The sequence below is a fragment of the Bacillus sp. FSL K6-2865 genome (genome assembly GCF_040311405.1).
Lineage (GTDB): Bacteria > Bacillota > Bacilli > Bacillales > Bacillaceae > Bacillus > Bacillus velezensis.
This window is the reverse complement of record NZ_CP152036.1, coordinates 2,529,430-2,553,819: the sequence shown is the minus strand read 5'-3', so window position 1 is coordinate 2,553,819 and position 24,390 is coordinate 2,529,430. Positions and strand designations below refer to the sequence as shown.

Genomic DNA, 24,390 nt, shown 5'->3' with positions numbered 1-24,390 from the left:
GCGGTGTCATTTGCCGATAGGGAGGTTCCTTGCTATCATAAGAAGAGATGATCAAAAAGGAGATGTCCCAGTTGAATATGGATTTTAATTTATTTATGAATGATGTCGTGCGTCAAGCCCGCCAGGAAATCACGGCCGCCGGGTATACAGAGCTGAAAACCCCTGAGGAAGTGGACGATGCGCTTTCGAAAAAAGGAACGACACTCGTCATGGTCAACTCTGTGTGCGGATGCGCAGGCGGTATTGCACGGCCTGCCGCGTACCATTCCGTACATTACGATAAACGCCCGGATCAGCTTGTGACGGTATTTGCCGGACAGGATAAAGAAGCGACAGCCAAAGCGAGAGAATACTTTGAAGGCTATCCGCCGTCCTCTCCGTCATTTGCCATTTTAAAAGACGGGAAAATCATGAAAATGGTGGAACGCCATGAAATTGAAGGCCATGAGCCGATGGCCGTCGTCACAAAACTGCAGGAAGCATTTGAAGAATATTGTGAAGAAGTATAAGTGAAAGAAAAACCCCGGAGCCAAGCGCTTGCGGGGTTTTTTTATATGGAATCTGTATAAATATAAATATATATACATCGGCGTTCAGCTGTCACTAATCTGAAAAACAATGACTATAATAAACACAGAAAGGAAAATATATTTTTCGAAAATAGTATTGCATCACAATTAAAAAGTGTTTAAAATACAAGTTAACGAATAAATATTCAAATTTAAGAGATCAGTAGATATGGGGGAAATGAATCATGAAGAAATGGCTGTTGGTATTAGCTGCCGCATGTATCACCTTTGCGCTGTCCGCCTGCGGATCAGGCAATTCAGGCTCAGAGGGCGGAAAGAACAAGCTGATTATGGGTACATCGGCTGACTATAAACCATTTGAATATAAAGACGGCGATCAGATCACCGGGTTTGACGTTGATCTGGCAAAAGCTCTAGGCAAAAAGACCGGCTATGACGTTGAGGTGCAGGACATGGACTTCAACAGCCTGATTACAGCCTTGAAGTCCAAGCAGGTAGATATGATTTTATCTGGAATGACACCTACGCCGGAACGGAAAAAGCAAGTTGATTTTTCTGATATTTATTATACTGCTAACAATATGATCGTTACGAAAAAGGGAAGCAGCATGAAATCCCTGAATGATCTGAAAGGCAAAACCGTCGGTGTTCAGCTCGGCTCCATTCAAGAGGAAAAAGGCAAGAAGCTCGCTTCGAAATACGGTTTTCAGCTCGAAGACCGCAACCGGATCTCAGACTTAACCGAAGAGATCAAATCCGGGCGTTTTGATGCCGCGATTATCGAAGACATCGTAGCACAAGGCTATTTCAGTTCAAATCAAGATCTGCAGGGCTTTGCGTCAGCAGATGCGAAATCAGACGAATCGGGCTCCGCGATTGCGTTCCGCAAAGACAGTGATCTGACAGCGAAGTTCAACAAAGCGCTGAAAGAAATGGAGAAAAACGGAGAAATCGAAAAACTGAAGAAAAAATGGTTCACCAACGAGAAATAAAAGAAAGCTCAACTTTTCGTTGAGCTTTTTATCTTGAATAAAGACAAAGGAGATCACACGTATGAATTTGGATTTCTCAGCAACAATCCCCCAAATTCCTTTTATATTGGAAGGCCTTGCGGTCACATTGAAAATTGTGCTCGTTTCGGCGGTCATCGGTCTTGTATTAGGCATCGTGCTCAGCTTATTTAAAATCAGCACGATCAGTCCGCTGAAATGGATTGCGGATTTTTATACTTCGATATTCCGCGGCACACCGCTCGTGCTGCAGCTGATGATCATCTATTTTGGTATGCCGCAGCTCCTCGGCTTTCAGATCGATCAATTTTGGGCGGCGGTCACCGCATTATCGCTCAATTCAGCCGCTTACGTCTCTGAAATTATCAGAGCGGGAATCAACGCAATTGACAAAGGACAAAAAGAGGCTGCCGTCGCTCTCGGCGTGCCGTACGGAAAAATGATGAAAGATCTGCTGCTGCCGCAGGCGTTTAAAAACATTTCTCCGGCTATTATTAACGAATTAATCACCTTAACGAAAGAATCGGCGATCGTCACAGTTATCGGTCTTGGCGACATTATGAGACGGGCCTACCAGTCCGGCGCCGCAACATACAACTATTTAGAACCTCTTATTGTGGCGGGCTTAATCTATTACGTGCTCGTTTTGATCTTAGCATTCATCGGAAAAGGCGTAGAAAGGAAGCTGAAAGCCAATGATTAAGGTCGACAACCTGTCAAAATCATTCGGGAAACATGAAGTACTGAAAAACATTTCAACACAGATCGAAGAAGGGGAAGTCGTCGCTGTCATCGGCCCTTCCGGTTCCGGCAAATCAACGTTTCTGCGCTGCTTAAATCTGCTGGAAACCCCGAGCGGCGGAACGATTGCCATTAAAGAAAATGAAATTACCGCAGCTAAAACGAATAAACTGAAAGTGCGGGAAAATATCGGCATGGTATTTCAGCATTTTCATTTGTTTCCTCATAAAACGGTGCTTGAAAATATCACATACGCGCCGGTCAGCGTGAAGAAAGAGTCTAAAAACGAGGCGGAGGAAAAGGCGTGCGCCCTCCTTGAAAAAGTCGGACTGCTTGACAAACGGAACGACTATCCGAACCGTTTGTCAGGCGGACAGAAGCAGCGGGTCGCCATCGCGCGGGCGCTTGCCATGAATCCTGACATCATGCTGTTTGATGAACCGACCTCGGCTCTTGACCCGGAAATGGTGAAAGAAGTTCTTGAGGTGATGAAAGAGCTCGCGCAGACGGGCATGACGATGGTGATCGTAACGCACGAAATGGGATTTGCCAAAGAAGTGGCAGACCGCGTATTATTCATGGATGAAGGGACGATCGTGGAAGACGGGCAGCCGGAAGAATTTTTTCTTTCTCCGAAGTCAAAAAGAGCACAGGACTTTTTAGAAAAAATATTATAAAATATATCTGTAAGAAAAGAAGAAGAATGCTCTTCTTCTTTTTTTTGAGAAACAAACAAACAGAATGGAGCAAGCAATGTTTAAAATCGGTTACCGCACACTAAAGACCGCACTTGGAACGGCGCTGGCCATTTATTTAGCCCAGCTGTTGCATCTGCAAAACTTCGCATCCGCAGGAATCATCACCATATTGTGCATCCAGATTACGCAAAAGCGGTCGCTTCAGGCCTCGTGGGCCCGATTTGCCGCCTGTTTATTGGCGATCGTCTTCTCATATGTCTTTTTCGGGCTGATCGGCTATTATCCGTTTGCGATCGGAATATTGCTGGTGCTGTTCATTCCGACTACAGTCGTTTTAAAAATAAACGAAGGGATCGTCACCAGCTCAGTAATCATTCTTCATTTATACATGTCCGGCGGCATTACGATGGCGTTTATCTGGAATGAGTTCCAGCTGATCACCGTAGGTATCGGCGTCGCGCTGTTAATGAATCTGTATATGCCGAGCCTCGACAGAAAACTCGCGGCGTACCGGAAAAAAATTGAGGACAACTTTTCCGTCATCTTCGCCGAAATCGAACGGTATTTGTTAACTGGTGAGCAAGATTGGTCGGGGAAGGAAATACCGGAGACGCATCAGATGATTCAAGAGGCGAAAAACCTCGCCTATCGGGACGTTCAGAATCATATTTTGCGCCATGAAAATCTTTACTATCATTATTTTAAGATGAGACAGAAACAATTTGAAATCATTGAACGGCTACTGCCGAAGATTACCTCTATTTCAATAACGGTGGAGCAGGGCAAAATAATCGCCCATTTCATCCATGAATTAAGGGAAGCCATTCACCCCGGCAATACCGCTCATAAATTTTTAAAAAGACTTGCAGAAATGAGAACGGAATTTGAAGAAATGCCGCTCCCGGCAACGCGCGAGGAGTTTGAAGCGCGGGCGGCTTTGTTCCACCTCCTCGGTGAGATGGAACAATATCTCGTGATTAAAAGTTATTTCAAAGGCATCAAGCTGTAAAAAACATATGGATCAATCGCATGAGTCCTCCTTTCATTGGTCATTCTAATGAAAAAAGGAGGGGAGCCCATGCGATTTTTTTTATTGTCAGCCGCCCTGCTGCTGTCACCGCTTTGGCCGCTTGGCGCGAACCCTTTGCCGGGTGACCCTTATATTATCGTCAATAAAGCCACAAATGCGCTTGCTATTGTGAAGGATAACCGAATAGAAGGCATTTATCAGGTGGCGACGGGAAAAACGGATGATTTGACGCCTGAAGGAGAATTTACGGTAACGGTCAAAGCCGTCAATCCGTATTACCGGAAGAAAAATGTAGAGGGAGGCGCGCCGGAAAACCCGCTCGGCGTCCGCTGGATCGGTTTTGACGCGAAAGGCACCGACGGCAGGATATACGGCATTCACGGAACAAACAGAGAAGAGCTGATCGGGGGGTTTGTTTCAAACGGCTGCATCCGTATGAAAAACCGGGATGTCATCCGTATTTTCCGGATTATCCCTCCCGGAACGAAAGTATTGATTACAAAAGAAAACCGCTCATTCGAGGACATTGCAATAGAGCGGAAAGCCCTCATAAAAAAGCAGGAAACCCCCTTGCAATGAGGCGCCTGCTTTTTTAACGCAAATACATCATAATGCCTGAGAGGAGGGTTGAAAGTATAAATACGCCCAAAATGACGATAACGGCGCTTTTCATAAATTTTTGAGACATTGTTTCACTCCTTAAGATTACTGTCTATCATTTTAACGTGTTTTGCTTGTATGAACAAGCCATATCCTATGGCGGAAAGCAGGTGGCCGCGCTATGAAAAAACTTGATCATGTCGGCATTGCCGTCAGCTCTATTGAAGCTGCGAGAGGATTTTACGAACGGATGCTCGGGCTTACGTATATGGGAGACGAGCTGGTAAGCGGCCAAAATGTGAGAGTTGCTTTTTTAGAGGCGGGAGGCACAAAGCTTGAGCTGATTGAGCCGCTGTCGGACGCGTCTCCCGTCAGCTCTTTTTTACAGAAAAGAGGCGAAGGGCTGCATCATTTGGCATTCCGCTGCGCCGATATGAAGGAAACGATCAAGGAGCTTGAAGCATGCCGCATGACTTTGATCCATCATGAACCGCAAAACGGAGCGGGCGGGAAGAAGATCGCATTTCTCTCTCCAAAAGAGGCGAACGGGGTCCTGATTGAGCTTTGTGAAACAATTGAAAAAGGAGAAACTCAAGATGAGCATGAGTGATCATATCAGACACTTAAATGAAAGACGTTCCTTTTTAACAAACGGCGGCGGAGCGGAAAAAAATGAAAAACAGCACAAAAAAGGCAAGCTGACGGCAAGAGAAAGAATTGACTATTTATTGGATGAAGACAGTTTTTCAGAGCTGCAGCCGTTTGCCAAAAGCCGCATGCCCGGGTGCCAGAATGCTCCGGGAGACGGCGTTGTTACCGGATACGGCACAATTGACGGACGGCCCGTGTATTTGTTTGCCCATGACTTTACCGTACTCGGCGGGACGCTCGGCGAGACACATGCGGAAAAAATCGCGGCGGTAATGGATCTGGCGGCGAAAAATAAAACTCCGATCATCGGGCTGAACGACTCAGGTGGTGCGAGAATTCAAGAGGGTGTGGTATCATTAAATGGATACGGTCATATCTTTAGGCGCAACGTCCTTTACTCGGGAGTGATTCCGCAAATTTCTGTCATCCTTGGGCCGTGTGCCGGCGGTGCTGTTTATTCACCCGCATTGACGGATTTTGTGATTATGGCGGAACATACGTCGCACATGTTTATTACAGGCCCGAAAGTCATTGAACAGGTGACGGGTGAACAGATTGACGCGGAAAGTTTAGGCGGTGCGGGAATACATAATGTGATAAGCGGAAATGCCCACTATTCCGCACGAACGGAAAAAGAGGCTCTTTCCGCTGTGAAAACCCTGCTTTCTTATCTCCCGCACGGCGGACAGACGGCATTGCCCGTTAAAAAGGAAGACGCCAGACCGTTATTAAACACCCTCGTTCCCGCGGACAGTTCGAAACCTTACGATGTGTTACAGGTAATAAAAGAGCTGGCGGATGACGGAACGTTTTTTGACATTCAGCCGTATTTTGGCAAAAACATTGCTGTCGGTTTTCTGAAACTCGGACGGCGTACAGTCGGTGTTGTCGCAAACCAGCCGAAACACTTGGCGGGGAGCCTCACGATTGATGCCGCTGACAAAGCGTCGAGATTCATCCGTTTTTGTGACGCGTTTCATATTCCGCTATTGACGATCGCTGATGTTCCTGGGTTTCTTCCGGGCCTTCAGCAGGAACATGCGGGAATCATCCGTCACGGAGCAAAATTGCTGTATGCTTTTGCCGAAGCGACGGTGCCGAAAGTGACGCTCATCATCAGAAAAGCTTACGGAGGCGCCTATGTCGCCATGAATTCGAAAGGGCTCGGGGCAGATCTTGTATTCGCCTGGCCCAATGCGGAAATCGCCGTGATGGGAGCGGAAGGCGCGGCGTCGATTTTATACAGCAGAGACATACAGGCTTCTGACGCCCCGGAGAAAACGAAGCGCGAAAAAAAAGCCATATACGAAAAGGAAAACGCCGGTCCGTATAAAGCGGCGGCCTGCGGAATGGTGGATGATATCATCCGGCCGGAAGACTCGAGGAAAAAATTGATTCAGGCATTTGACATGCTTGCGCATAAGGAAGAGGAAAGACCGAAAAAAAAGCACGGTAATATACCGCTTTAAACGGAGGGAACTGAAAATGGTAAACGAAAAACGTCTGCTTGAAGAATTTCTTGAACTCGTTCAAATTGATTCAGAGACAAAACATGAAGCGGAAATCAGCAAGGTGCTCAAACAAAAATTCACTGATTTAGGATTGAGCGTAAAAGAAGATGATACAAAAGAAGTGACGGGGCATGGAGCCGGCAACTTAATCTGTACGTTAAAGGGCACAAAAGATGCGGATACGATTTATTTCACATCGCATATGGACACGGTTGTCCCGGGCAAAGGCGTTAAGCCGATTGTGGAAGACGGCTATGTAAAATCCGACGGCACGACGATTCTCGGCGCTGATGATAAGACGGGTCTTGCCGCAATGTTTGAAGCCATTAAAGTGCTGAAAGAACAAAACATCGAGCACGGCACCATTGAATTCATTATCACGGCCGGAGAAGAATCGGGATTAGTCGGGGCAAAAGCAATGGATCGTTCAGACATTACCGCGAAATACGGTTTTGCGCTTGATTCAGACGGAAAAGTCGGCAACATTATTGTAGCCGCGCCGACACAAGCGAAAGTGAGAGCAACCATTTTCGGGAAAACGGCTCATGCGGGGGTAGAACCGGAAAAAGGCATCTCCGCGATTACAATCGCATCAAAAGCTATCTCTAAAATGCCGCTCGGCCGTATTGATAAAGAAACAACGGCTAATATCGGACGTTTCGAAGGCGGCACGCAAACCAATATCGTCTGCGACCAGGTTGATATTCTGGCTGAAGCGCGTTCATTAGTGCCTGAAAAAATGGAAGCGCAAGTGCAGAAAATGAAAGAAGCTTTCGAATCTGCTGCAGCTGAGATGGGAGGCCGCGCGGAAGTGGACATCGCGGTTATGTATCCGGGTTTCAAATATCAGGACGGCGATCAGGTTGTGGAAGTCGCGAAAAAAGCGGCGGCAAAAATCGGCCGGCCGAGCGAACTTCAGACAAGCGGCGGCGGAAGTGACGCAAACGTCATTGCCGGCCACGGCATTCCGACAGTCAACCTGTCAGTAGGCTATGAACAAATCCATACGAAAAATGAAAAAATGCCGATTGAAGAGCTCGTCAAAACGGCGGAAATGGTCGTTGCCATTATCGAAACAGCGGCCAACTAAAAACGAAGCACCCAGTTGATTGGGTGCTTTTTTCATTCTTCATGATAATTGGTTTAAAGCCTTGCAGATACAAGAAAAAAACCCTGCCGGATAGTTCGGGCAGGGTTTCAGTATTATGATTTGGCGGGCTCCGCCTGAGCCGCAGCTTGTTTCTTTTTATGATGCGTCTGCTGTAAAAGTACATTCTGCACTGTCAAAAACAGTCCGCTTGTAAACCAGTAAAGCGGCAGCGCAGCCGGTACGTTAAGTGAAAAAACGGTCATCATGACAGGGAAAATAAAGACCATGATTTTTGCTGACTGCATCGCGGCCGGATTTTGAGCAGCCGGTGAATATTTCTCGTTTAATTTTTGGGAAATATAAGCCTGTAAGAAATACATGGCCCCCGCGCACAGTGATACAAGAATATCAGAATGCCCTAAGCTGAACCACAGAAATGAGTGTGAAGCGATTTCCGGCGTTGAGCGGATGGCGTAATAAAAACCGATCAAAATCGGGAATTGCACCAGCATCGGAAGACATCCCATTGCCATCGGATTCAGATTGTGCTCACGGTAAAGCTTCATCATTTCCATTTGCAGTTCTTTTTGTTTCTCCGCATCTTTCGTTTGTTTCATTTTAGCCTGAATGCTGTCGACCTGCGGTTTGATCACAGCCATTTTTTCCTGGAACACCCGCTGTTTCTTAAATTGGTTCACAAACAAAGGCAATACAACGATCCGGACGATAATCGTCACCAGAATAATCGACAATCCGTACTCACCGTGGAACAGGCCCGCCACACCTTTTAAAAGTGCCGAAAACGGCTCGATCAGGTAATCGTGGAAAAAACCGATATTCCCGAGGCCTCCCGTCTGAGTCTGAGATGTCGCCGCAAAAGCCGAGCGGCCTGTGCACAGTACGATAAAAAACAATCCGAATGCGATCCATTTTTGATATGTTTTAGACAATTATGTCTCCTCCTTTTTATCTTCACTTGCCGTTATAAAAGGAGGAAGCTGACATCTTCATCATCATTCGCCGGTGAATTCATGCGGATGACTTTACGTATCCAAGTTGTAATGCGATGATATATAATAATAAGAAAGTCTGTTCGGTTCAGCTGAACGACTGCTTGATGTTCATCTATTCGTTTCGTTCTCCAATGCTCGCCTGCGCGGCGCTCACGCAAAAGAAAAGCGATGCCGATCGCGGTCAGAGCGGGAAGAATAATTGTGAAAAAATCGACTAAAAATAAAAAGTCATTCATTGACTCAAGAATCATTTTATCACATCCATTCAGCTCTTATTTTACTACATATATATAAGGTTGTCTATGAAAGGAAAGGAGGCGCCGGGAGTGGCCGGAAAAGGGAGAATTATATTTCATATCGATATGAACAGTTTTTATGCCTCCGTAGAAATGGCGTATGATCCGTCTTTAAGAGGAAAACCTATCGCCGTTGCCGGAAACGTGAAGGAACGGAAAGGAATCATCGTCACCTGCAGCTATGAAGCGAGAGCGCGGGGCGTAAAGACCACCATGCCGGTGTGGCGGGCAAAACGCCTCTGTCCGGAACTCATCGTCGTGCCTCCGAATTTTGACCGCTACCGGAGTTCGTCAAAAGAAATGTTCAGCATTCTGAGGGAGTATACGGATTTAGTCGAGCCTGTTTCTATTGATGAAGGATACATGGATATTACGGACACACCGCACAGCCACAGGGCGTATGAGACAGCCGAAGACATTCAGGCGAGACTGCAAAAAGAGCTTCTGCTTCCGTCAAGCATCGGCATCGCCCCGAATAAATTTCTCGCTAAAATGGCTTCTGACATGAAAAAACCGCTCGGCATCACCATTTTAAGAAAAAGAGAGCTGCCGGACGTATTATGGCCTCTTTCGATTGAAGAGATGCACGGTATAGGAACGAAAACTGCGGAAAAAATAAAAACGCTCGGCATCAAAACGATCGGTGATTTGGCAAAAGGAGATGAACATGCGCTGAAAACGCTTCTCGGCATAAACGGCCCGAGGCTGAAGGATAAAGCGAACGGCATCCATCCTGCAGAAGTCAATCCCGAGCGGATTTATGAATTTAAAAGCGTCGGCAACTCATCCACCCTGTCGCATGATTCGGCTGACTGGGATGAATTAACGGGCGTGTTTGACCGGCTCGCGCTGTCTGTGAGCGAACGGCTCCAGCGTAAGGAGGTCATGGCCTGCCGGCTGTTCATCATGATTCGGTATGCGGATTGGAAAACGGTCACAAGAAGCATGACCCTCAGCAATCCGGCTGATCAGAAAAAAGACATTATGGAAGCGGCGATGGAACTGTTTGACAAGCACTGGAACCAAAATCCGGTAAGGCTTCTCGGCATCACCGGAACGGAACTGGTTGAAAAACAGCAGGCATATAAACAGCTTGATCTGTTTTCATTCAAGGAGGACGCAAAGGATGAGCCGATTTTTCAGATGATGAACGAGCTGAATGAAAAGTACGGCCAAAACCTGATCAGAAAAGGCGCCGTTATAAAAAAAGAAGAAAGCAAAACAAGGGGAACGAGCTTTAACAGAGACTTTTTTCAGGATGAAAAGAAAAGGTGAATAACTTGAAAAAAGGGGTTATGTATGATAATTTCTTTAGTATAAATATCATTTTATTTTAATTTAAATTTTAAAATGGTTAAACGTTTGAAGAAGGGACGTTAGAATATGTCAAAACAACAAATCGGAGTTATCGGTCTTGCGGTAATGGGTAAAAATCTGGCTCTTAACATCGAAAGCCGGGGATTCTCTGTGTCTGTATACAACAGATCAAGCAGCAAAACGGAAGAGTTCTTAGAAGAGGCAAAAGGCAAAAATGTTGTCGGTACATACAGCATTGAGGAGTTTGTCCAGTCTCTTGAAACACCCCGTAAAATTTTATTAATGGTTAAAGCGGGAACTGCAACGGATGCGACGATTCAATCTCTTCTTCCTCATCTGGAAAAAGACGATATTTTGATTGACGGCGGAAATACATACTATAAAGATACACAGCGCCGGAACAAAGAGCTTGCCGAAAGCGGCATTCACTTTATCGGAACGGGTGTATCAGGCGGTGAAGAGGGAGCGCTGAAAGGGCCTTCTATTATGCCGGGCGGCCAAAAGGAAGCGCACGAACTCGTGAAACCGATTCTAGAAGCCATTTCTGCTAAAGTGGACGGAGAAGCTTGTACGACATACATCGGCCCGGACGGAGCGGGGCACTATGTAAAAATGGTGCACAACGGTATCGAATACGGTGACATGCAGCTGATCTCTGAGTCATATTTCATTTTGAAACAGGTGCTCGGACTGTCTGCCGAAGAGCTTCACGAAGTATTCGCTGAGTGGAACAAAGGAGAGCTTGACAGCTATCTGATCGAAATCACGGCTGACATTTTCACTAAAAAAGATGAAGAAACGGGCAAACCGCTTGTTGACGTGATCCTTGATAAAGCAGGCCAAAAAGGAACGGGTAAATGGACAAGCCAAAGCGCTCTTGACTTAGGCGTGCCGCTTCCGATTATCACTGAATCTGTTTTTGCGCGTTTCATTTCCGCAATGAAAGAAGAGCGTGTGAAAGCAAGCAGCCTTCTGTCCGGACCAGACGTTAAGCCGGTCACTGAAAATAAAGAAGAACTGATTGAAGCGGTCAGAAAAGCGCTCTTCATGAGTAAAATCTGTTCTTACGCACAAGGCTTCGCCCAAATGAAAGCCGCGTCTGAAGAATATAACTGGGATCTGAAATACGGTGAAATCGCGATGATTTTCCGCGGCGGCTGTATCATCCGCGCGGCGTTCCTGCAAAAGATCAAAGACGCATATGACCGTGAACCGGAGCTTGACAACCTGCTGTTAGACAGCTACTTCAAAAACATTGCAGAAAGCTACCAAGGCGCCCTTCGCCAAGTGATTTCACTTGCCGTAGCCCAAGGCGTGCCGGTACCTTCGTTCTCAAGCGCACTTGCGTATTACGACAGCTACCGTACGGCAGTGCTTCCTGCAAACTTGATTCAAGCGCAGCGTGATTACTTCGGCGCGCATACGTATGAACGCACAGATAAAGAAGGCATTTTCCATACTGAATGGATGAAGTAATGAAGAAGCCCCCGCAGTTATTGCGGGGGCTTTTCTGATATCAAAAACCGCGGACCGTCATGAACGGCGCCGCGGTTTTTGATGTTTTCTTATATATTCCACCAGTGGAGACCGTCTTTTTCAAGAAGATCGTCCGAAGCTTTCGGTCCCATTGACCCGGCTTCATAATTCGGAGAAAGGGTTTTGTCGGCTGCCCACGTTTCGGAAATCACATCGACGAAATTCCATGAAAGCGCCACTTCGTCCCAATGGGCAAAGTTTGTCGCATCACCGAGCAGACAGTCATGGATTAATTTTTCATAGGCTTCCGGTGTGTTCATTTCGTCACTGCAGTTGCTGCAGTAATCCAGCTTAATCGGCTGAGCATGAGCGGCTCCGCCTAATTTTTTAGCATTCAGATATAGTGTAATGCCTTCATCCGGCTGAATATGGATGACAAGCAGGTTCGGATTTACATTCGTTTCATTGCCGTAATAAAGGTTCATCGGAATGTCTTTAAATTGAACGACGATTTTCGTTGATTTTTCTTTCATCCGTTTCCCTGTGCGGATATAAAACGGAACGCCGGCCCAGCGGAAGTTATCGATCAACAGCTTTCCGGACACGAACGTTTCCGTATTGGAATCCGGTGCTACATTATGCTCATCTGTATAGCTCGGTACAGAGTTTCCGTCAATCGTTCCCGCTTGGTATTGTCCGCGGACGAAGTAGTCGCTCACTTCGTTTGGGGCGACAGGGCGGAGAGCTCTCAGCACCTTCACTTTTTCGCTGCGGATTTCTTCCGTGTTCAGTTTAATCGGCGGTTCCATCGCCAAGAGAGCGACCATTTGTAAAATATGGTTTTGAACCATATCACGGAGTGCGCCTGATTTCTCATAATATCTCGCACGATCCTCAACGCCAAGATCCTCACTTGACGTAATCTGGATGTTTGAGATGTAGCGGTTATTCCACAGCGGCTCAAACAGCGCATTCGCAAACCGGATGACTTCGATATTTTGAACCATTTGTTTGCCTAAGTAATGGTCGATCCGGTAAATTTGATCTTCCGTGAAAGCTTCGCGTATTTCTTTGTTAAGCTCTTTCGCACTCGGCAGGTCATGGCCGAACGGTTTTTCAATGACGAGACGGGACCAGCCATTTGTCGCTGTGACACCTTCGTTTTTAAGTGATTTTGCGATCGTGCCGAAAAACTCAGGAGCCATCGCCAAGTAAAACATTCTGTTGTTCGGGATTTCATATGTATGTTCAAGCTGATCAAGCAGGACATTCAGCTCCTGATAGGAACCCGGATTCGTTACATCAAACGGATGGTAATAAAAATGAGATGTGAAATCGTCTATGTCTTTTTGCCCGGCAGAAGAAACAGACGTTTTAACGGTTTCCCGGAGGTCCTCGTTTGACCAAGGTCTTCTTCCAACACCTACAACTGCAAACTCTTCACCAATTTGACCATTTTTATATAAACGGTGAATGGATGGGTAAAGTTTTCGTTTTGCCAAATCCCCTGTGGCACCAAATATTACAATTACTGCTTTTGGTTTGTCGTTTGTTTTCACTTAGAGTACCTCACTTTATCTGAAGCATGGTTTAAAACCCCGCATATTTCCTTCATTTTAAATCTAAAATTCGTTGAAAGCAAACATTTCAGCCTGTTTTTTGCGGTTTGCGGAAAAAAATTAATCAGGCCGGAGAAGGCCCGGGTGAATTCACATTTTCAGCCTGATCCTGTATCCTTAGTAGTACAAAGATCTAGGAGGAAGCATTGTGGAATTATTATTTTTAGGGACGGGGGCCGGCATGCCGGCAAAGACGAGAAATGTAACGTCCGTCGCGCTGAAGCTTCTTGAAGAAAGGCGTTCCGTATGGCTGTTTGATTGCGGAGAAGCCACTCAGCATCAGATATTACATACAACAATCAAACCGAGGAAAATTGAGAAGATTTTCATCACCCACCTTCACGGCGACCATGTTTACGGGCTTCCGGGTCTGTTGGGGAGCCGTTCATTTCAGGGCGGTGAAGAAGAGCTGACGATTTACGGGCCAAAAGGCATTAAAGCCTTTATCGAAACAAGCCTGAACGTGACGGCGACTCATCTGACGTATCCTCTTACCGTACATGAAATCGAAGAGGGGACGGTTTTTGAAGATGAGCAATTCATTGTTACCGCAGCATCCGTCATTCACGGCGTGGAAGCGTTCGGCTACCGGGTTCAGGAAAAGGATATTCCCGGCGCATTGCAGGCCGGCAGATTGAAAGAAATGAATATCCCGCCCGGACCCGTCTATCAGAAACTCAAAAACGGCGAAACGGTCACACTTGACGATGGCAGAATCATTAACGGGCGGGATTTTCTGGAACCCCCGAAAAAAGGAAGAATCGTCGCTTTTTCCGGGGATACGAGGGTATCAGAGCGGGTAACGGAGCTGGCGCGCAATGCGGATGTGCTTGTTCATGAAGCAACATTTGCAAAGGAAGATGCAAAGCTCGCACATAATTATTATCACGCGACGACAGAACAGGCTGCGCAAACGGCAAAAAAAGCAGGCGCCAAACGGCTGATCTTAACTCATATCAGCGCAAGGTATCAGGGTGAATCGCCGATAGAGCGTCTCGAACATGAGGCGAAAGCGGTATTTGAAAACAGTAAGATCGCATTTGACTTCATGGAGGTCACTGTGGAGCGGTCTTAAAAAATGGACGCTTGACATTTTTTTCTGATGAGATATAATAAAACGTAATAATTACGATTTGAAGGGGTGAAAATGATGCGTGTGAATGTTACATTGGCCTGTACAGAGACAGGGGACAGAAATTATATTACGACGAAGAACAAACGGACGAATCCGGACCGGTTAGAAATGAAAAAGTATTCACCCCGGTTGAAAAAGTATACGTTGCATCGTGAGACAAAATAGATCACGATAACAAAAGCCATTGTACCGTTGCACAATGGCTTTTGTTTTATCAGTTTACCGCCTGATAGGCAGGAGCATTCATTTGCTGGCGCACCGCGCACCAAACATCATAAATGGCAAGGTGGACGATGTGCGGTTCATCGTGGTGAATGGCATGAGAACTGTTTTTGGCCTGAATCCATCCGCTTTGATAAGAGACATCAAGCATGCTTCTGTGCAGTTTCACCCATTGTTCATGAGCGTGCTTTAAACGCTCATCCCGCTCTCCCGATGATAAAATCAACAGCGGCATATCGCCGAAATGAATCTGCTGATGCTTGATCTGACGAAGGCTCGTCAAAAATTCCGCGTGTGATCCTTCTAATATGAACTGTTTCAAATAGGCGGCTTTCATTTCTTCGGGAAGAAGCGGAAGCACTTTCGTCTCCTGATCCTCAGAAACCGGATCAAGCATCACCATCCCGAGAATATCCCGGCGGTTCCGGCTCGCCCAAAGTCTGCTGATAATCGCGCCGTATGAATGCGAGACGACAAGATAAGGAGGCTTAACGCCGGCCTTCAGAAGAAGAGCGTTTAATTCCTGTACCATGTGGTCCGCCGTTCTCTTGTTTCGGCTTTGTCCGCTTTTGCCGATTCCGGCTCTGTCATATGTGAAAACCCCAAATTCTTCATCTATGTCAGCGAGTAATGATGTCCATGTTTCAGAAGAAGTGCCGTAGCCGGCTTCAAAGACGATCGTCACTTCGCCGGCGCCTTTACGGTGTTTCGTATAAAACGGACACCCGTCAATCAGATATGTCCTTTCCATCCATGCTGCTTTCATTGGAGTCATCCCCTCTAATTGGTTCTATAGGGAAGACGGAGAAGCTTCGGCAATCGTTTCTCAAAAAATAAAAAAAGAGACAGCCGGATCGAAAAACTCCGGCTGTCACTTCATCACCATGCTCTGTCGTATTGAACCGGTGACGGTATTTCAGTATTCAGCTGCTTCGCTGCACTCCTTGCAAAGTGCGGATCGCGCAGAAGTTCTCTTGCGACAAAAATAAGGTCAGCGCGGTTGTTTTGCAGAATTTCTTCCGCCATTGTTCCCGTCGTTATCAAACCGACGGCGCCTGTTGCGATTTCGGCCTGTTCACGGATTTTCTCTGCGAAGCTCACTTGGTAGCCTGGGAAGACATTAATATCAGCTTGAACGAGTGCGCCTGAGCTGCAATCAATGAGGTCGACTCCCTGTTCTTTCATCCACTTCGCAAAACCGATATGATCCGCAATGTCCAGCCCTTTGTCTGTATAATCCGATGCAGAAATACGGACAAATAACGGGCCGTCCCAGACTTCCTTGACAGCTTCAATGGTCTCGCCTAAGAAGCGGTAGCGATTTTCATGTGAGCCTCCGTATTCGTCTGTACGGTGATTGGACAGAGGGGACAAAAATTCGTGCATTAAGTAGCCGTGTGCCGCATGAAGTTCAATAATGTCAAAGCCGGCTTCTTTCGCGCGCGCCGCTGCCTGTTTGAATTCCTGAATGGTTTCTTTAATTTGTTCTGTCGTCATTTCAGCCGGTGTTTTGGACTGCTCATCGAACGGAATGGCTGACGGAGCGTAAATGTCTCCCTCAAGCTCAGCTTTACGTCCGGCGTGCGCAAGCTGAATGCCGATTTTAGATCCTTGCGCTTTCACTTGTTCCGTCAGTTTGGCAAAACCTTCGATATGATCATCGCTCCAAATGCCCAAATCCTGATCGGAAATGCGCCCTTGAGGATTAACGGCTGTCGCTTCCACGATAATCAGGCCGACCTGTCCGATTGCACGCGATATGTAGTGCGCCATATGAAAAGGCTGCAGTTTTCCGTCCTTCTCATGTGAGGAATACATGCACATCGGTGCCATAACAATACGGTTTTTGATCGTTACATCTTTAACGGTCCATGGTGTGAATAATTTTCTGGCCATTTATTTCGCCTCCCGGAATGTTTTTAGACATTGATTATAACAACTCATGATCATTCAGTCATATAAACTGCTCACAACTGAACACATCGTTCTTATTGTTCTGGACGGGCATTTTTTTATACACAGCGTGGCCGTATCTTCATAACAGGCATTTACAGCCGATCATATAGCAAATATAGATGAGAAACGCACCGATGACTGCGTGGCCTCCTTTGAACCAGTTTGTCAGGATGAAAATACTGCTGATGAAGATCACTGCGCCGAAGGCACCGAATATTCCGTTTTTTTGAGCTGGTTCTGAAATCGTCGGGGCTCATATTTTTCAGCTGCAAGTGAATATTCAGTAACGTCATGGGCGCAGCCTGTATTAAAGTGGCTTTCTTATGTGCCGGTCTGCATTCTTACAGCAAACGCTTTTGATCAATTGGCCGGGTTTGATCGTGCTTATCCCGACCATCGTGATCGCCTTGAAAACAAAAAGTCTGACCGTGACGGTGGTGAGCGGGGTTATTTCGGTGTCGGGCTTTCGTTTGTATATAAAAAGGGCATCAACGGCACATGCTGTTGATGCTTTTTTTGAAATGCTAGGGTTTGGAGAGCACTTCAATTCCGACGTTGACCATTTTGTCCAGTCCCATAAAAGACAGGCAGATTTTGGCGCGTCTTTTTCTTTTATCGATCTTTTTAATAATGCCTTCCATTCCTTTAAGAGGCCCTGAGGCAACGGTTACTTTTGAATTTTCAATATAGACTTTTGAATAATCTACAGTGTCTCCTTCTCCGATCAGCCGGATGATAGGGAGGATTTCTTCATCCTTAATTGTCGTGAAATAGGTTTTACGCTCTTTGGAATAATATGCGCCGTTATTCACGATTCTGCATGAAATGGGGAGTTCTTTGATTTTATGAAATGTCCGCTCTGTCATCTTCGTTTTAAACAGCACATATCCCGGAAACATCTTTTTGAGTGCCTCGTATTTGATTCCGGCTTTTCGTTCTGTGACTTTTTTCTTGGGTATGATTGAGTAGAGAGCCTGCTCATCAAACTGCAGACGCAGAAATTTTTGAACTGTTTCTTCTTTTCCGGACTCTACAAAAAGTGCGTACCATTTCATGACTGGGTCCTCCTTAGAATAATAAGAAATTATTATACAAAGAAAGTATTTAATGGATACTATTTAAAATGATTAAAAATTTTTCTAATTCGTCTTTTTTTTACATAATATACGAAAATGAAAAATAAGTATAGACCCAATTGACAGGGAAGCGATGAAATTTTCTTTGACATGAAAAGGGTTCAGGGAATTATCTGACATTTATCCCGAAACAATTATGCCGACTGTCCACCGAATATAAAACTGTGGAATAAATGTCAGAAAATAACGAAATAATACCTTGACATTATTATCTATAAATTGATATTATTCTCTTTAAATAGCAACTATTTGTTAAATTTATTAAATTGATGTAAAGCACCTATTAAATTTCAATCGCTGTTTCGGCACGTTGAAGAGGAAATAGGGATTATAAAAATGATTGTAGTGTATATATCTACATATACATGATAAGGGAGAAGTGTGCCGTCATGGCTGTTTTCGGGCATATTGGCACTGCAGCTTGTCATGCGAAACATTCAGTAAACAAGCAAGATGTCTTTATATAAATTATGTTAGAAAAGGAAAACACAATGCGTTTGCGATTTTTAAACCTGTGCTGAATCGCAAACGCGTTTGTGTTTTTATTTTTATGCCGGTGTTTACACCAGTCAATATATGAAATAAGAGACGTTTTTGTATGGAGATCCACATGTGATGTACAAAATTGGCGATGCGGAAAGGATGAGGATAAGATGCTTACGTTTGTGTTCCCGGGGCAGGGTTCTCAATTTAAAGGAATGGGAGCCGGACTGTTTGATGAATTTCAAGATCTGACACGTCAGGCTGATGACATATTAGGCTACTCTATAGAAGAATTGTGTCTGGAGGATCCGAATCACCAGCTGGGGAAAACGCAATTTACCCAGCCGGCGTTATATACGGTGAGTGCACTCAGTTATTTAAAGAAAATGAAAGAGTCCGGCAGAGAGCCTGATTACGCCGCAGGGCACAGTTTAGGAGAATATAATGCGTTATTTGCGGCCGGCTGCTTTGATTTTGAGACCGGTTTGCAGCTTGTAAAAAAAAGAGGGGAGCTCATGAGCAAGGCAGCTCCCGGAGGCATGGCAGCGGTTTTGGGGTTTACGGCTGAACAAGTAAAAGAGGTTCTATCCGATTATCATCTGACCGGCATTGATATCGCTAATCACAATTCACCTTCGCAAATTGTGATCGCCGGAACGAAACAAGACATTGAAAAAGCGGGCCCCGTCTTTGAAAAAGCCGGCGTGAGAATGTACCTTCCTTTAAATGTGAGCGGCGCCTTCCATTCCCGCTATATGAAAGATGCTGAAAAAGAGTTCGCGGATTATTTAGAAGAAACGGCGTTTTTGCCTCTTCGTTTTCCGGTGATCTCAAATCTTCATGCCGCACCCTATAAGAATGATGAAATCAAAACAAATCTGACTTTGCAAATGACCAATCAGGTAAAGTGGACGGACACGATACGCCGTCTGATGGGACTTGAAAATAATGAAATTGCAGAAGTCGGGCCCGGGGAAGTGCTGACAAAACTGACGCGTCAGATTAAAAAAGATGCCGTCCCATTACCTATGCCGAAAGAAGAGTCTGATACTGCTGATGTTAAAGTATCGGCAGCTGATCCGCAAAAAACGGCGGGAATGAGATTAGGGAACGAAGATTTTAAAAAAGATTATAACATCCAATATGCTTACATGACGGGCTCCATGTACAGGGGAATTGCTTCGGAACAGATGGTCATTAAAGCGGCAAAAGCGGGAATGCTGGGCTTTTTCGGAACGGGCGGATTGAGTATCGAACGGATCAGACAGGCCATCGGAACCATCCGGTCTGCACTGCGGCAAGGGGAAACATTCGGAATGAATCTTCTTCATCATATGATGTCACCTGACAAGGAAGTCAGAATGATAGATTTATATTTGAAAAACGGCATTCATCTTATTGAAGCATCGGCATTTATGGGCATAACCCCCGCTCTTGTTATATACAGGGCAAGGGGACTAAGCAGGAATCATGACGGGTCGGTGTCAGTTCAAAACAGAATCATCGCGAAAGTATCCCGGCCTGAAGTCGCTGAGGCCTTTCTGAATCCGGCTCCGGCTCATGTGCTGGAAAGACTTGTGTCTGACAATCGGCTGACAGCCGGGGAAGCGGCGCTTGCAAAAGAAATTCCGATGGCTGATGACATTTGCGTTGAAGCGGATTCAGGAGGGCATACCGACCAAGGGATTCCGTATACATTAATGCCTGCCATGATCAGACTCAGAGACCGCATGATGGAGAAGCACGGTTATACGAAAAAAGTAAGAATCGGCGCAGCGGGCGGCATCGGCACTCCGGAAGCGGCTGCTGCCGCGTTTCTGCTCGGCGCCGAATTTATCGGAACCGGTTCTATTAATCAATGCACGGTCGAAGCCGGGACAAGTGATTCAGTGAAAGATCTGCTTCAGGAAGCGAACGTGCAGGATACGTCATACGCTCCCGCAGGAGATATGTTTGAAGCGGGAGCAAGGGTGCAGGTGCTGAAAAAAGGCCTGTTTTTCCCGGCAAGAGCCAATAAACTCTTTGACTTGTACAGACAATACAATTCTTTAGATGAAATAGATGAAAAAACGAAAATATTAATTGAAGAAAAGTATTTCCAGTGCGGTTTTGAAGAAGTGTATGAGCAGTTGAAACGTGATAAATCTCCTGAGCAGATCGCCAAAGCCGAACAGAATCCGAAACACAAAATGGCGATGGTATTTAAATGGTATTTTTCTCATACGACAAGGCTCGCTCTGGAAGGAAAAAGCGAAAGTAAAATAGATTACCAAATTCATTGCGGCCCTGCGCTCGGCGCGTTTAATCAATGGGTGAAAGGAACCCCGCTTGAAAATTGGAGAAACAGGCATGTCGATCTGATCGGCAAACAGCTCATGGAAGAAACAGCCGGCCTTCTTGCGCAAAGGCTGGTATCGATTACAGGCTGAGTATGACCAGCCATTACATTTTTTCTGCGGAGGACAGACCATGCTGATTGAAAATCATGAATTAACGATGAGCCATGTCGGGTTAGGGAATTTGAATGAGTACGCACTGCTGCTGTTATTCGGCAACGCACACAGTCACCATTTAACGGACGGAACGGGATTCCGGCCTGATCAGATGGCCGATCACCAAGGGCTGATTTTGTATCCGGCTTATTTTATGACACATCTCAAAGTTCCTTCAGATCAGCCTCTTGATCAGTACCGATTATGGGACGAGGTTTCCGTCGGAGTCGATATCTCCCGGTTTGGAGAAACCATATTAGAATCTGATTATTTGTTCGGGCCGAAAGGAGCGGTCAGCTCTGATAAAAGCGAGTGGGACCGGGGACGGTTTCCTTCTATGAAAGCCAATAGTTTAATTGTCGTCGACGTCACACAAACAGAAGGTTCGACGCGCAAAGTCTCAGCGCCTAAGGCTGAATGCATTGCGGAACTTTCTAAGCTAGCCAAGCCGCCTTACGCGCTGATGCGGTCAAAGAAAATCAGAACGGACGCCTTCGGTATGAAGCCGGGCAATCTCAAAACAGCAGACCCCGTTTCATATCGGGTTCCTATTGATCAGGATGCTGCGCCCGGGCATGCCATGGTGTTTGCGAAATTCAGCAAGATAATGGATACGGCGGAATTTGAATGGATGACGCGCCGGTCGAAGCCGGGTTTTCCGGTTTCAATCGCGCGGCATTTATTTTTGCTTGAAAGAGAGACGTATTATTACGGAAATTGTTTTGCAGATGAAGAGCTTGATATTTATATGACGGGACACATTGAAGAATGCGATCCCGACTTTCACGGTGAGTCCCTCGGTATGATCTCAGTGGCGAAAATCAGCTATCAGATTGAAGTCTATATGAAAAGAAATCATACATTGCTGGCCATTTCCAAGGTGGACAAGCTGCTGGCGGTGCCGACCTCTTCACAAGATCATATTCCGGATTATAAGCGGGTCATCAGAAGTTTATAAAATGAAGAATGGAGCTGAAAGCAAATGGAACAAACCAAGGAAATGAAGCAGATCATCGCTCAAATCATTCAGGACATTCAAGAACAGCAGTCATATCGGGCCGTCGAAGCGGGAGATGATGTGAGAGTCATAGAGGATCTGGGCTTCTCATCACTGGATATCGCTCAATTAGTCGCACAGATGGAGATGGAAACCGGAGTAGATCCTTTTTCCCAAGGAGAAACAATTTCAAGCATTACAACCGTCGGCAGCATTTGTGATATTTATCAAAAATATATGGACAGTGCTCAATCATGAAAACAGAAAGCGGGGGAGATATCAGCTGGGTGACTGATAAGCTTAGGGAAACGCAAGACAGTGAGTTTCTCATTTTTAAAGGGCAGACTTTTACGTATGATGATTTGCTGGCACGAATTAGCTTTTTTCAGAAAGAACTTGAACAAAACGGAATACGTGAAGGAGAATGTGTGGCGCTTATCGGGGATTATTCCCCGAACGCTATTTTTTTGCTGATGGCGCTTTTGTTAAACCGAAATATCGTTGTCCCTCTAAGCAATGAATCAAGGGAAAAGCATCTCGATATGTTTGAAGACGCGAAAGTGAATCAAATCATTGAAATAAATGAAAATGACAGCTGGACGCTTCGCGGAGGTTCTGAAAGCGCCTCTCACCCTCTGCTTGATGACCTGCGCGAGAGAGGGGAGTCAGGCATTATTATTTTCACATCGGGAACTTCCGGCAAAAGCAAAGCATCCGTGTTAAGCGCCGGCCGGCTGCTTGAAAAATATAAAACGGCGAAGAGAAAACCGCTGCGTACGCTCATTTTTCTGAAATTGGATCATATCGGCGGCATTAATACGCTGTTTGCGATTCTGTTTAACGGGGGGACCATCGTCACATCAGACAGCAGAACGCCGGAGTCCGTTTATCAGGCGGTCGACAAGCATGCTGTCCAAGTGCTCCCCGCCACCCCGACCTTTTTAAACATGCTGCTGATGTCCAAGGCGGATGCCGGCTATAACCTCTCTTCACTCCGGCTGATCACTTACGGCACAGAACCGATGCCCCAATCAACGCTGCGCGGCATTCACCGGCTGTTTCCGGATGTACGGCTGAAACAAACATATGGATTAACTGAACTGGGTATATTCTCAACGAAATCAAAAGACAGCCAATCCACTTGGATGAAAGTGGGCGGTGCCGGAACAGAGACCAAAATTACCGGAGGCACGCTTTGGGTCCGTTCTGAGTCGGCGATGCTCGGCTATTTAAACGCACCGTCACCTTTCGATGAAGACGGCTGGTATGACACCGGTGACCAGGTGGAAACAGACGGCGAATATATAAGAATCCTTGGAAGAAAGAGTGAAATCATTAATGTGGGCGGAGAGAAAGTGTTTCCGGCAGAGGTGGAAAGCGTCTTTCTGGAGATACCGAATGTCCGGGATGTTCTCATAACGGGAAGAAAAAATCCGATTACGGGCGAGATTGTCGCAGCAGAGGCCGTGCTTGAAAAAGAGGAAGATATCAAATCTTTCAGAAAGCGGGCCGTAGCTCATTGCAAACAGAAGCTGCAGCCATATAAGATACCGCAGATCATCTCTGTTACAGATCGGAAACTGTCTAATGACCGATTTAAAAAAATAAGAAACGTGTAAAACAGGAGGCAAATATGAATAACGGAAAAGTAGCGGTCGTCAGCGGAGGAAGCCGGGGGCTGGGAAAAGCGATTGTACAGACGCTTTTGGATGAGGATTACAAAGTAGCCGCTTTCAGCCGCAGTGAATCTGATTTTATTAACACATTGAGAGAGAGTGAAAAGTACCGCGGCCGCTTTTATTGGGAAGCGGCGGATGCGGCGGATGATGCCGCCATGAAACAGTTTGTTCTTCAAGTATACCGCAAGTTTTCCAGAATAGACGGCTTGGTCAATAACGCCGGTTTGAACCTTGATCAGCTGCTGCCCCTGACCAATGATGAAGACATTGACCGCATCCTCAATCTGAATATCGGCTCAGTCATCAAGCTGACCCGAAACGTATCCCGTGTCATGCTGAAACAAAATTCCGGATCAATCGTTAACATAAGCTCCATTATCGGCTCAAGAGGATTTAAAGGCACTTCAGTTTACAGCGCATCCAAAGCGGCTCTTGACGGCTTGACGCGAAGCCTGGCCAGGGAGCTCGGGTCTAAAGGAATCCGTGTCAATTCACTTGCGCCCGGTTTTGTGGACACCGATATGACGAAAAATATGCCGGAAAAACAAAAATCGCAGATTATCAGAAGGACGCCGATGGGGCGTTTAGGCGAAACAGACGATATGACCGGACTCGTTCGTTTCCTGCTTTCTCCTGAATCGTCCTTTATGACCGGACAGACAATGGCAATAGACGGCGGATTAACTTGTTAAAGCACAGAAAAATTCT

Annotated in this window: 25 protein-coding genes and 2 pseudogenes; 19 read left to right on the top strand and 8 right to left on the bottom strand. The window is 46.0% G+C overall.

Going from position 1 to position 24,390, the window contains the following annotated elements:
- Window positions 1-71: 71 nt before the first annotated feature.
- The 6 genes from brxB to NYE42_RS12375 all read left to right on the top strand — a co-directional run bounded on the left by brxB (window position 72) and on the right by NYE42_RS12375 (window position 4,588).
- Window positions 72-509 carry a bacilliredoxin BrxB gene (gene brxB, locus NYE42_RS12400; protein WP_064115408.1) on the top strand — a complete coding sequence of 146 codons (438 nt, stop codon included), beginning with the start codon at window positions 72-74 and terminating at the stop codon, window positions 507-509.
- 245 nt (window positions 510-754) lie between these two features.
- Window positions 755-1,522 carry a transporter substrate-binding domain-containing protein gene (locus NYE42_RS12395; protein ID WP_007408386.1) on the top strand — a complete coding sequence of 256 codons (768 nt, stop codon included), beginning with the start codon at window positions 755-757 and terminating at the stop codon, window positions 1,520-1,522.
- A gap of 61 nt (window positions 1,523-1,583) precedes the next feature.
- Window positions 1,584-2,243: an amino acid ABC transporter permease gene (locus NYE42_RS12390; RefSeq protein ID WP_003153227.1), complete on the top strand. Its 660-nt coding sequence runs from the start codon at window positions 1,584-1,586 to the stop codon at window positions 2,241-2,243.
- Window positions 2,236-2,958 (top strand): amino acid ABC transporter ATP-binding protein, encoded by a 723-nt coding sequence (locus tag NYE42_RS12385; protein WP_012117941.1) that lies wholly within the window; start codon window positions 2,236-2,238, stop codon window positions 2,956-2,958. Before NYE42_RS12390 ends, NYE42_RS12385 begins: the two co-directional genes overlap by 8 nt.
- A gap of 76 nt (window positions 2,959-3,034) precedes the next feature.
- Window positions 3,035-3,988 (top strand): aromatic acid exporter family protein, encoded by a 954-nt coding sequence (locus NYE42_RS12380; protein WP_007408388.1) that lies wholly within the window; start codon window positions 3,035-3,037, stop codon window positions 3,986-3,988.
- 69 nt (window positions 3,989-4,057) lie between these two features.
- A complete protein-coding gene (locus NYE42_RS12375; RefSeq protein ID WP_062623525.1) occupies window positions 4,058-4,588 on the top strand; it encodes a L,D-transpeptidase in 531 nt (176 codons plus the stop codon).
- 13 nt (window positions 4,589-4,601) lie between these two features.
- On the opposite strand, the gene prli42 is transcribed toward NYE42_RS12375, so the two are convergent.
- Window positions 4,602-4,697 carry a stressosome-associated protein Prli42 gene (gene prli42 / locus NYE42_RS12370; protein WP_007408390.1) on the bottom strand — a complete coding sequence of 32 codons (96 nt, stop codon included), beginning with the start codon at window positions 4,695-4,697 and terminating at the stop codon, window positions 4,602-4,604.
- Between the two features lie 93 nt (window positions 4,698-4,790).
- On the opposite strand from prli42, the gene mce reads away from it, so the two are divergent.
- The 3 genes from mce to NYE42_RS12355 are packed head-to-tail and all read left to right on the top strand — an operon-like array spanning window position 4,791 to window position 7,861.
- The gene (mce, locus tag NYE42_RS12365; RefSeq protein WP_015240172.1) at window positions 4,791-5,219 is read left to right on the top strand and encodes a methylmalonyl-CoA epimerase; all 429 of its coding nucleotides are present in this window, start codon (window positions 4,791-4,793) and stop codon (window positions 5,217-5,219) included.
- Window positions 5,212-6,729: an acyl-CoA carboxylase subunit beta gene (locus NYE42_RS12360; RefSeq protein WP_352427013.1), complete on the top strand. Its 1,518-nt coding sequence runs from the start codon at window positions 5,212-5,214 to the stop codon at window positions 6,727-6,729. Before mce ends, NYE42_RS12360 begins: the two co-directional genes overlap by 8 nt.
- A 16-nt stretch (window positions 6,730-6,745) precedes the next feature.
- A complete protein-coding gene (locus tag NYE42_RS12355) occupies window positions 6,746-7,861 on the top strand; it encodes a tripeptidase T (RefSeq protein ID WP_003153237.1) in 1,116 nt (371 codons plus the stop codon).
- Between the two features lie 113 nt (window positions 7,862-7,974).
- Here the strand turns inward: NYE42_RS12355 and NYE42_RS12350 are convergent, their stop codons facing one another.
- Both NYE42_RS12350 and NYE42_RS12345 read right to left on the bottom strand, forming a co-directional pair.
- Window positions 7,975-8,811, bottom strand: coding sequence for a membrane protein insertase YidC (locus tag NYE42_RS12350; protein ID WP_007408393.1), 837 nt, complete (start codon window positions 8,809-8,811; stop codon window positions 7,975-7,977).
- Window positions 8,812-8,843: 32 nt separating this feature from the next.
- A complete protein-coding gene (locus tag NYE42_RS12345; RefSeq protein WP_003153239.1) occupies window positions 8,844-9,125 on the bottom strand; it encodes a hypothetical protein in 282 nt (93 codons plus the stop codon).
- A 75-nt stretch (window positions 9,126-9,200) separates the two neighbouring features.
- Here NYE42_RS12345 and NYE42_RS12340 point away from each other — a divergent pair, with 75 nt between their 5' ends.
- Window positions 9,201-10,445, top strand: a complete 1,245-nt coding sequence (locus tag NYE42_RS12340; protein ID WP_352426496.1) for a DNA polymerase IV — start codon at window positions 9,201-9,203, stop codon at window positions 10,443-10,445.
- A gap of 108 nt (window positions 10,446-10,553) precedes the next feature.
- A complete protein-coding gene (gndA, locus tag NYE42_RS12335; protein ID WP_007408395.1) occupies window positions 10,554-11,963 on the top strand; it encodes an NADP-dependent phosphogluconate dehydrogenase in 1,410 nt (469 codons plus the stop codon).
- Between the two features lie 89 nt (window positions 11,964-12,052).
- Here the strand turns inward: gndA and zwf are convergent, their stop codons facing one another.
- Window positions 12,053-13,522 (bottom strand): glucose-6-phosphate dehydrogenase, encoded by a 1,470-nt coding sequence (gene zwf / locus NYE42_RS12330; protein ID WP_020956056.1) that lies wholly within the window; start codon window positions 13,520-13,522, stop codon window positions 12,053-12,055.
- Between the two features lie 208 nt (window positions 13,523-13,730).
- Between zwf and rnz the strand changes: the two genes are divergently transcribed.
- Together rnz and rpmG are read left to right on the top strand one after the other, a co-directional pair.
- Window positions 13,731-14,657 carry a ribonuclease Z gene (rnz, locus tag NYE42_RS12325; RefSeq protein WP_043020812.1) on the top strand — a complete coding sequence of 309 codons (927 nt, stop codon included), beginning with the start codon at window positions 13,731-13,733 and terminating at the stop codon, window positions 14,655-14,657.
- A gap of 75 nt (window positions 14,658-14,732) precedes the next feature.
- Complete coding sequence (rpmG, locus tag NYE42_RS12320) at window positions 14,733-14,882, top strand: 50S ribosomal protein L33 (RefSeq protein ID WP_003153246.1); 150 nt, start codon at window positions 14,733-14,735, stop codon at window positions 14,880-14,882.
- 49 nt (window positions 14,883-14,931) lie between these two features.
- Here rpmG and NYE42_RS12315 read toward each other — a convergent pair whose 3' ends face one another.
- The 3 genes and pseudogenes from NYE42_RS12315 to NYE42_RS12305 form a co-directional block, all read right to left on the bottom strand.
- Window positions 14,932-15,705, bottom strand: a complete 774-nt coding sequence (locus tag NYE42_RS12315) for an alpha/beta hydrolase (protein WP_012117933.1) — start codon at window positions 15,703-15,705, stop codon at window positions 14,932-14,934.
- 113 nt (window positions 15,706-15,818) lie between these two features.
- On the bottom strand, window positions 15,819-16,835 hold the full coding sequence (gene namA, locus NYE42_RS12310) for an NADPH dehydrogenase NamA (protein ID WP_003153250.1): 1,017 nt from the start codon (window positions 16,833-16,835) through the stop codon (window positions 15,819-15,821).
- A 139-nt stretch (window positions 16,836-16,974) separates the two neighbouring features.
- A pseudogene (locus NYE42_RS12305) lies at window positions 16,975-17,188 on the bottom strand (hypothetical protein); the annotation flags it as partial.
- Between the two features lie 5 nt (window positions 17,189-17,193).
- Between NYE42_RS12305 and NYE42_RS12300 the strand changes: the two are divergent.
- Window positions 17,194-17,374, top strand: a pseudogene (locus NYE42_RS12300) (AzlD domain-containing protein); the annotation flags it as partial.
- A gap of 45 nt (window positions 17,375-17,419) precedes the next feature.
- Here NYE42_RS12300 and loaP read toward each other — a convergent pair.
- Window positions 17,420-17,950, bottom strand: coding sequence for an antiterminator LoaP (gene loaP, locus NYE42_RS12295; protein WP_007408401.1), 531 nt, complete (start codon window positions 17,948-17,950; stop codon window positions 17,420-17,422).
- Window positions 17,951-18,684: 734 nt separating this feature from the next.
- On the opposite strand from loaP, the gene fabD reads away from it, so the two are divergent.
- The 5 genes from fabD to NYE42_RS12270 are packed head-to-tail and all read left to right on the top strand — an operon-like array spanning window position 18,685 to window position 24,374.
- Window positions 18,685-20,943 (top strand): ACP S-malonyltransferase, encoded by a 2,259-nt coding sequence (gene fabD / locus NYE42_RS12290; protein WP_352426495.1) that lies wholly within the window; start codon window positions 18,685-18,687, stop codon window positions 20,941-20,943.
- 40 nt (window positions 20,944-20,983) lie between these two features.
- The gene (locus NYE42_RS12285) at window positions 20,984-21,964 is read left to right on the top strand and encodes an LnmK family bifunctional acyltransferase/decarboxylase (protein WP_144664009.1); all 981 of its coding nucleotides are present in this window, start codon (window positions 20,984-20,986) and stop codon (window positions 21,962-21,964) included.
- A 24-nt stretch (window positions 21,965-21,988) separates the two neighbouring features.
- Window positions 21,989-22,261, top strand: a complete 273-nt coding sequence (locus NYE42_RS12280; RefSeq protein WP_003153264.1) for an acyl carrier protein — start codon at window positions 21,989-21,991, stop codon at window positions 22,259-22,261.
- Window positions 22,258-23,622, top strand: coding sequence for a long-chain fatty acid--CoA ligase (locus NYE42_RS12275; RefSeq protein ID WP_251257484.1), 1,365 nt, complete (start codon window positions 22,258-22,260; stop codon window positions 23,620-23,622). The genes NYE42_RS12280 and NYE42_RS12275 overlap by 4 nt, the downstream gene beginning before the upstream one ends.
- A gap of 14 nt (window positions 23,623-23,636) precedes the next feature.
- Window positions 23,637-24,374, top strand: a complete 738-nt coding sequence (locus NYE42_RS12270; RefSeq protein ID WP_007408405.1) for an SDR family oxidoreductase — start codon at window positions 23,637-23,639, stop codon at window positions 24,372-24,374.
- Window positions 24,375-24,390 lie beyond the last annotated feature (16 nt).

Coding starts and splice junctions, on each gene's coding strand:
- NYE42_RS12275 (WP_251257484.1), top strand. CDS start 22,258: ATGAAAACAGAAAGCGGGGGAGATATCAGCTGGGTGACTGATAAGCTT.
- NYE42_RS12345 (WP_003153239.1), bottom strand. CDS start 9,125: ATGATTCTTGAGTCAATGAATGACTTTTTATTTTTAGTCGATTTTTTC.
- NYE42_RS12270 (WP_007408405.1), top strand. CDS start 23,637: ATGAATAACGGAAAAGTAGCGGTCGTCAGCGGAGGAAGCCGGGGGCTG.
- NYE42_RS12380 (WP_007408388.1), top strand. CDS start 3,035: ATGTTTAAAATCGGTTACCGCACACTAAAGACCGCACTTGGAACGGCG.
- gndA (WP_007408395.1), top strand. CDS start 10,554: ATGTCAAAACAACAAATCGGAGTTATCGGTCTTGCGGTAATGGGTAAA.
- NYE42_RS12390 (WP_003153227.1), top strand. CDS start 1,584: ATGAATTTGGATTTCTCAGCAACAATCCCCCAAATTCCTTTTATATTG.
- fabD (WP_352426495.1), top strand. CDS start 18,685: ATGCTTACGTTTGTGTTCCCGGGGCAGGGTTCTCAATTTAAAGGAATG.
- NYE42_RS12355 (WP_003153237.1), top strand. CDS start 6,746: ATGGTAAACGAAAAACGTCTGCTTGAAGAATTTCTTGAACTCGTTCAA.
- mce (WP_015240172.1), top strand. CDS start 4,791: ATGAAAAAACTTGATCATGTCGGCATTGCCGTCAGCTCTATTGAAGCT.
- namA (WP_003153250.1), bottom strand. CDS start 16,835: ATGGCCAGAAAATTATTCACACCATGGACCGTTAAAGATGTAACGATC.
- prli42 (WP_007408390.1), bottom strand. CDS start 4,697: ATGTCTCAAAAATTTATGAAAAGCGCCGTTATCGTCATTTTGGGCGTA.
- NYE42_RS12385 (WP_012117941.1), top strand. CDS start 2,236: ATGATTAAGGTCGACAACCTGTCAAAATCATTCGGGAAACATGAAGTA.
- NYE42_RS12395 (WP_007408386.1), top strand. CDS start 755: ATGAAGAAATGGCTGTTGGTATTAGCTGCCGCATGTATCACCTTTGCG.
- NYE42_RS12315 (WP_012117933.1), bottom strand. CDS start 15,705: ATGAAAGCAGCATGGATGGAAAGGACATATCTGATTGACGGGTGTCCG.
- rpmG (WP_003153246.1), top strand. CDS start 14,733: ATGCGTGTGAATGTTACATTGGCCTGTACAGAGACAGGGGACAGAAAT.
- loaP (WP_007408401.1), bottom strand. CDS start 17,950: ATGAAATGGTACGCACTTTTTGTAGAGTCCGGAAAAGAAGAAACAGTT.
- NYE42_RS12360 (WP_352427013.1), top strand. CDS start 5,212: ATGAGTGATCATATCAGACACTTAAATGAAAGACGTTCCTTTTTAACA.
- NYE42_RS12280 (WP_003153264.1), top strand. CDS start 21,989: ATGGAACAAACCAAGGAAATGAAGCAGATCATCGCTCAAATCATTCAG.
- NYE42_RS12375 (WP_062623525.1), top strand. CDS start 4,058: ATGCGATTTTTTTTATTGTCAGCCGCCCTGCTGCTGTCACCGCTTTGG.
- NYE42_RS12285 (WP_144664009.1), top strand. CDS start 20,984: ATGCTGATTGAAAATCATGAATTAACGATGAGCCATGTCGGGTTAGGG.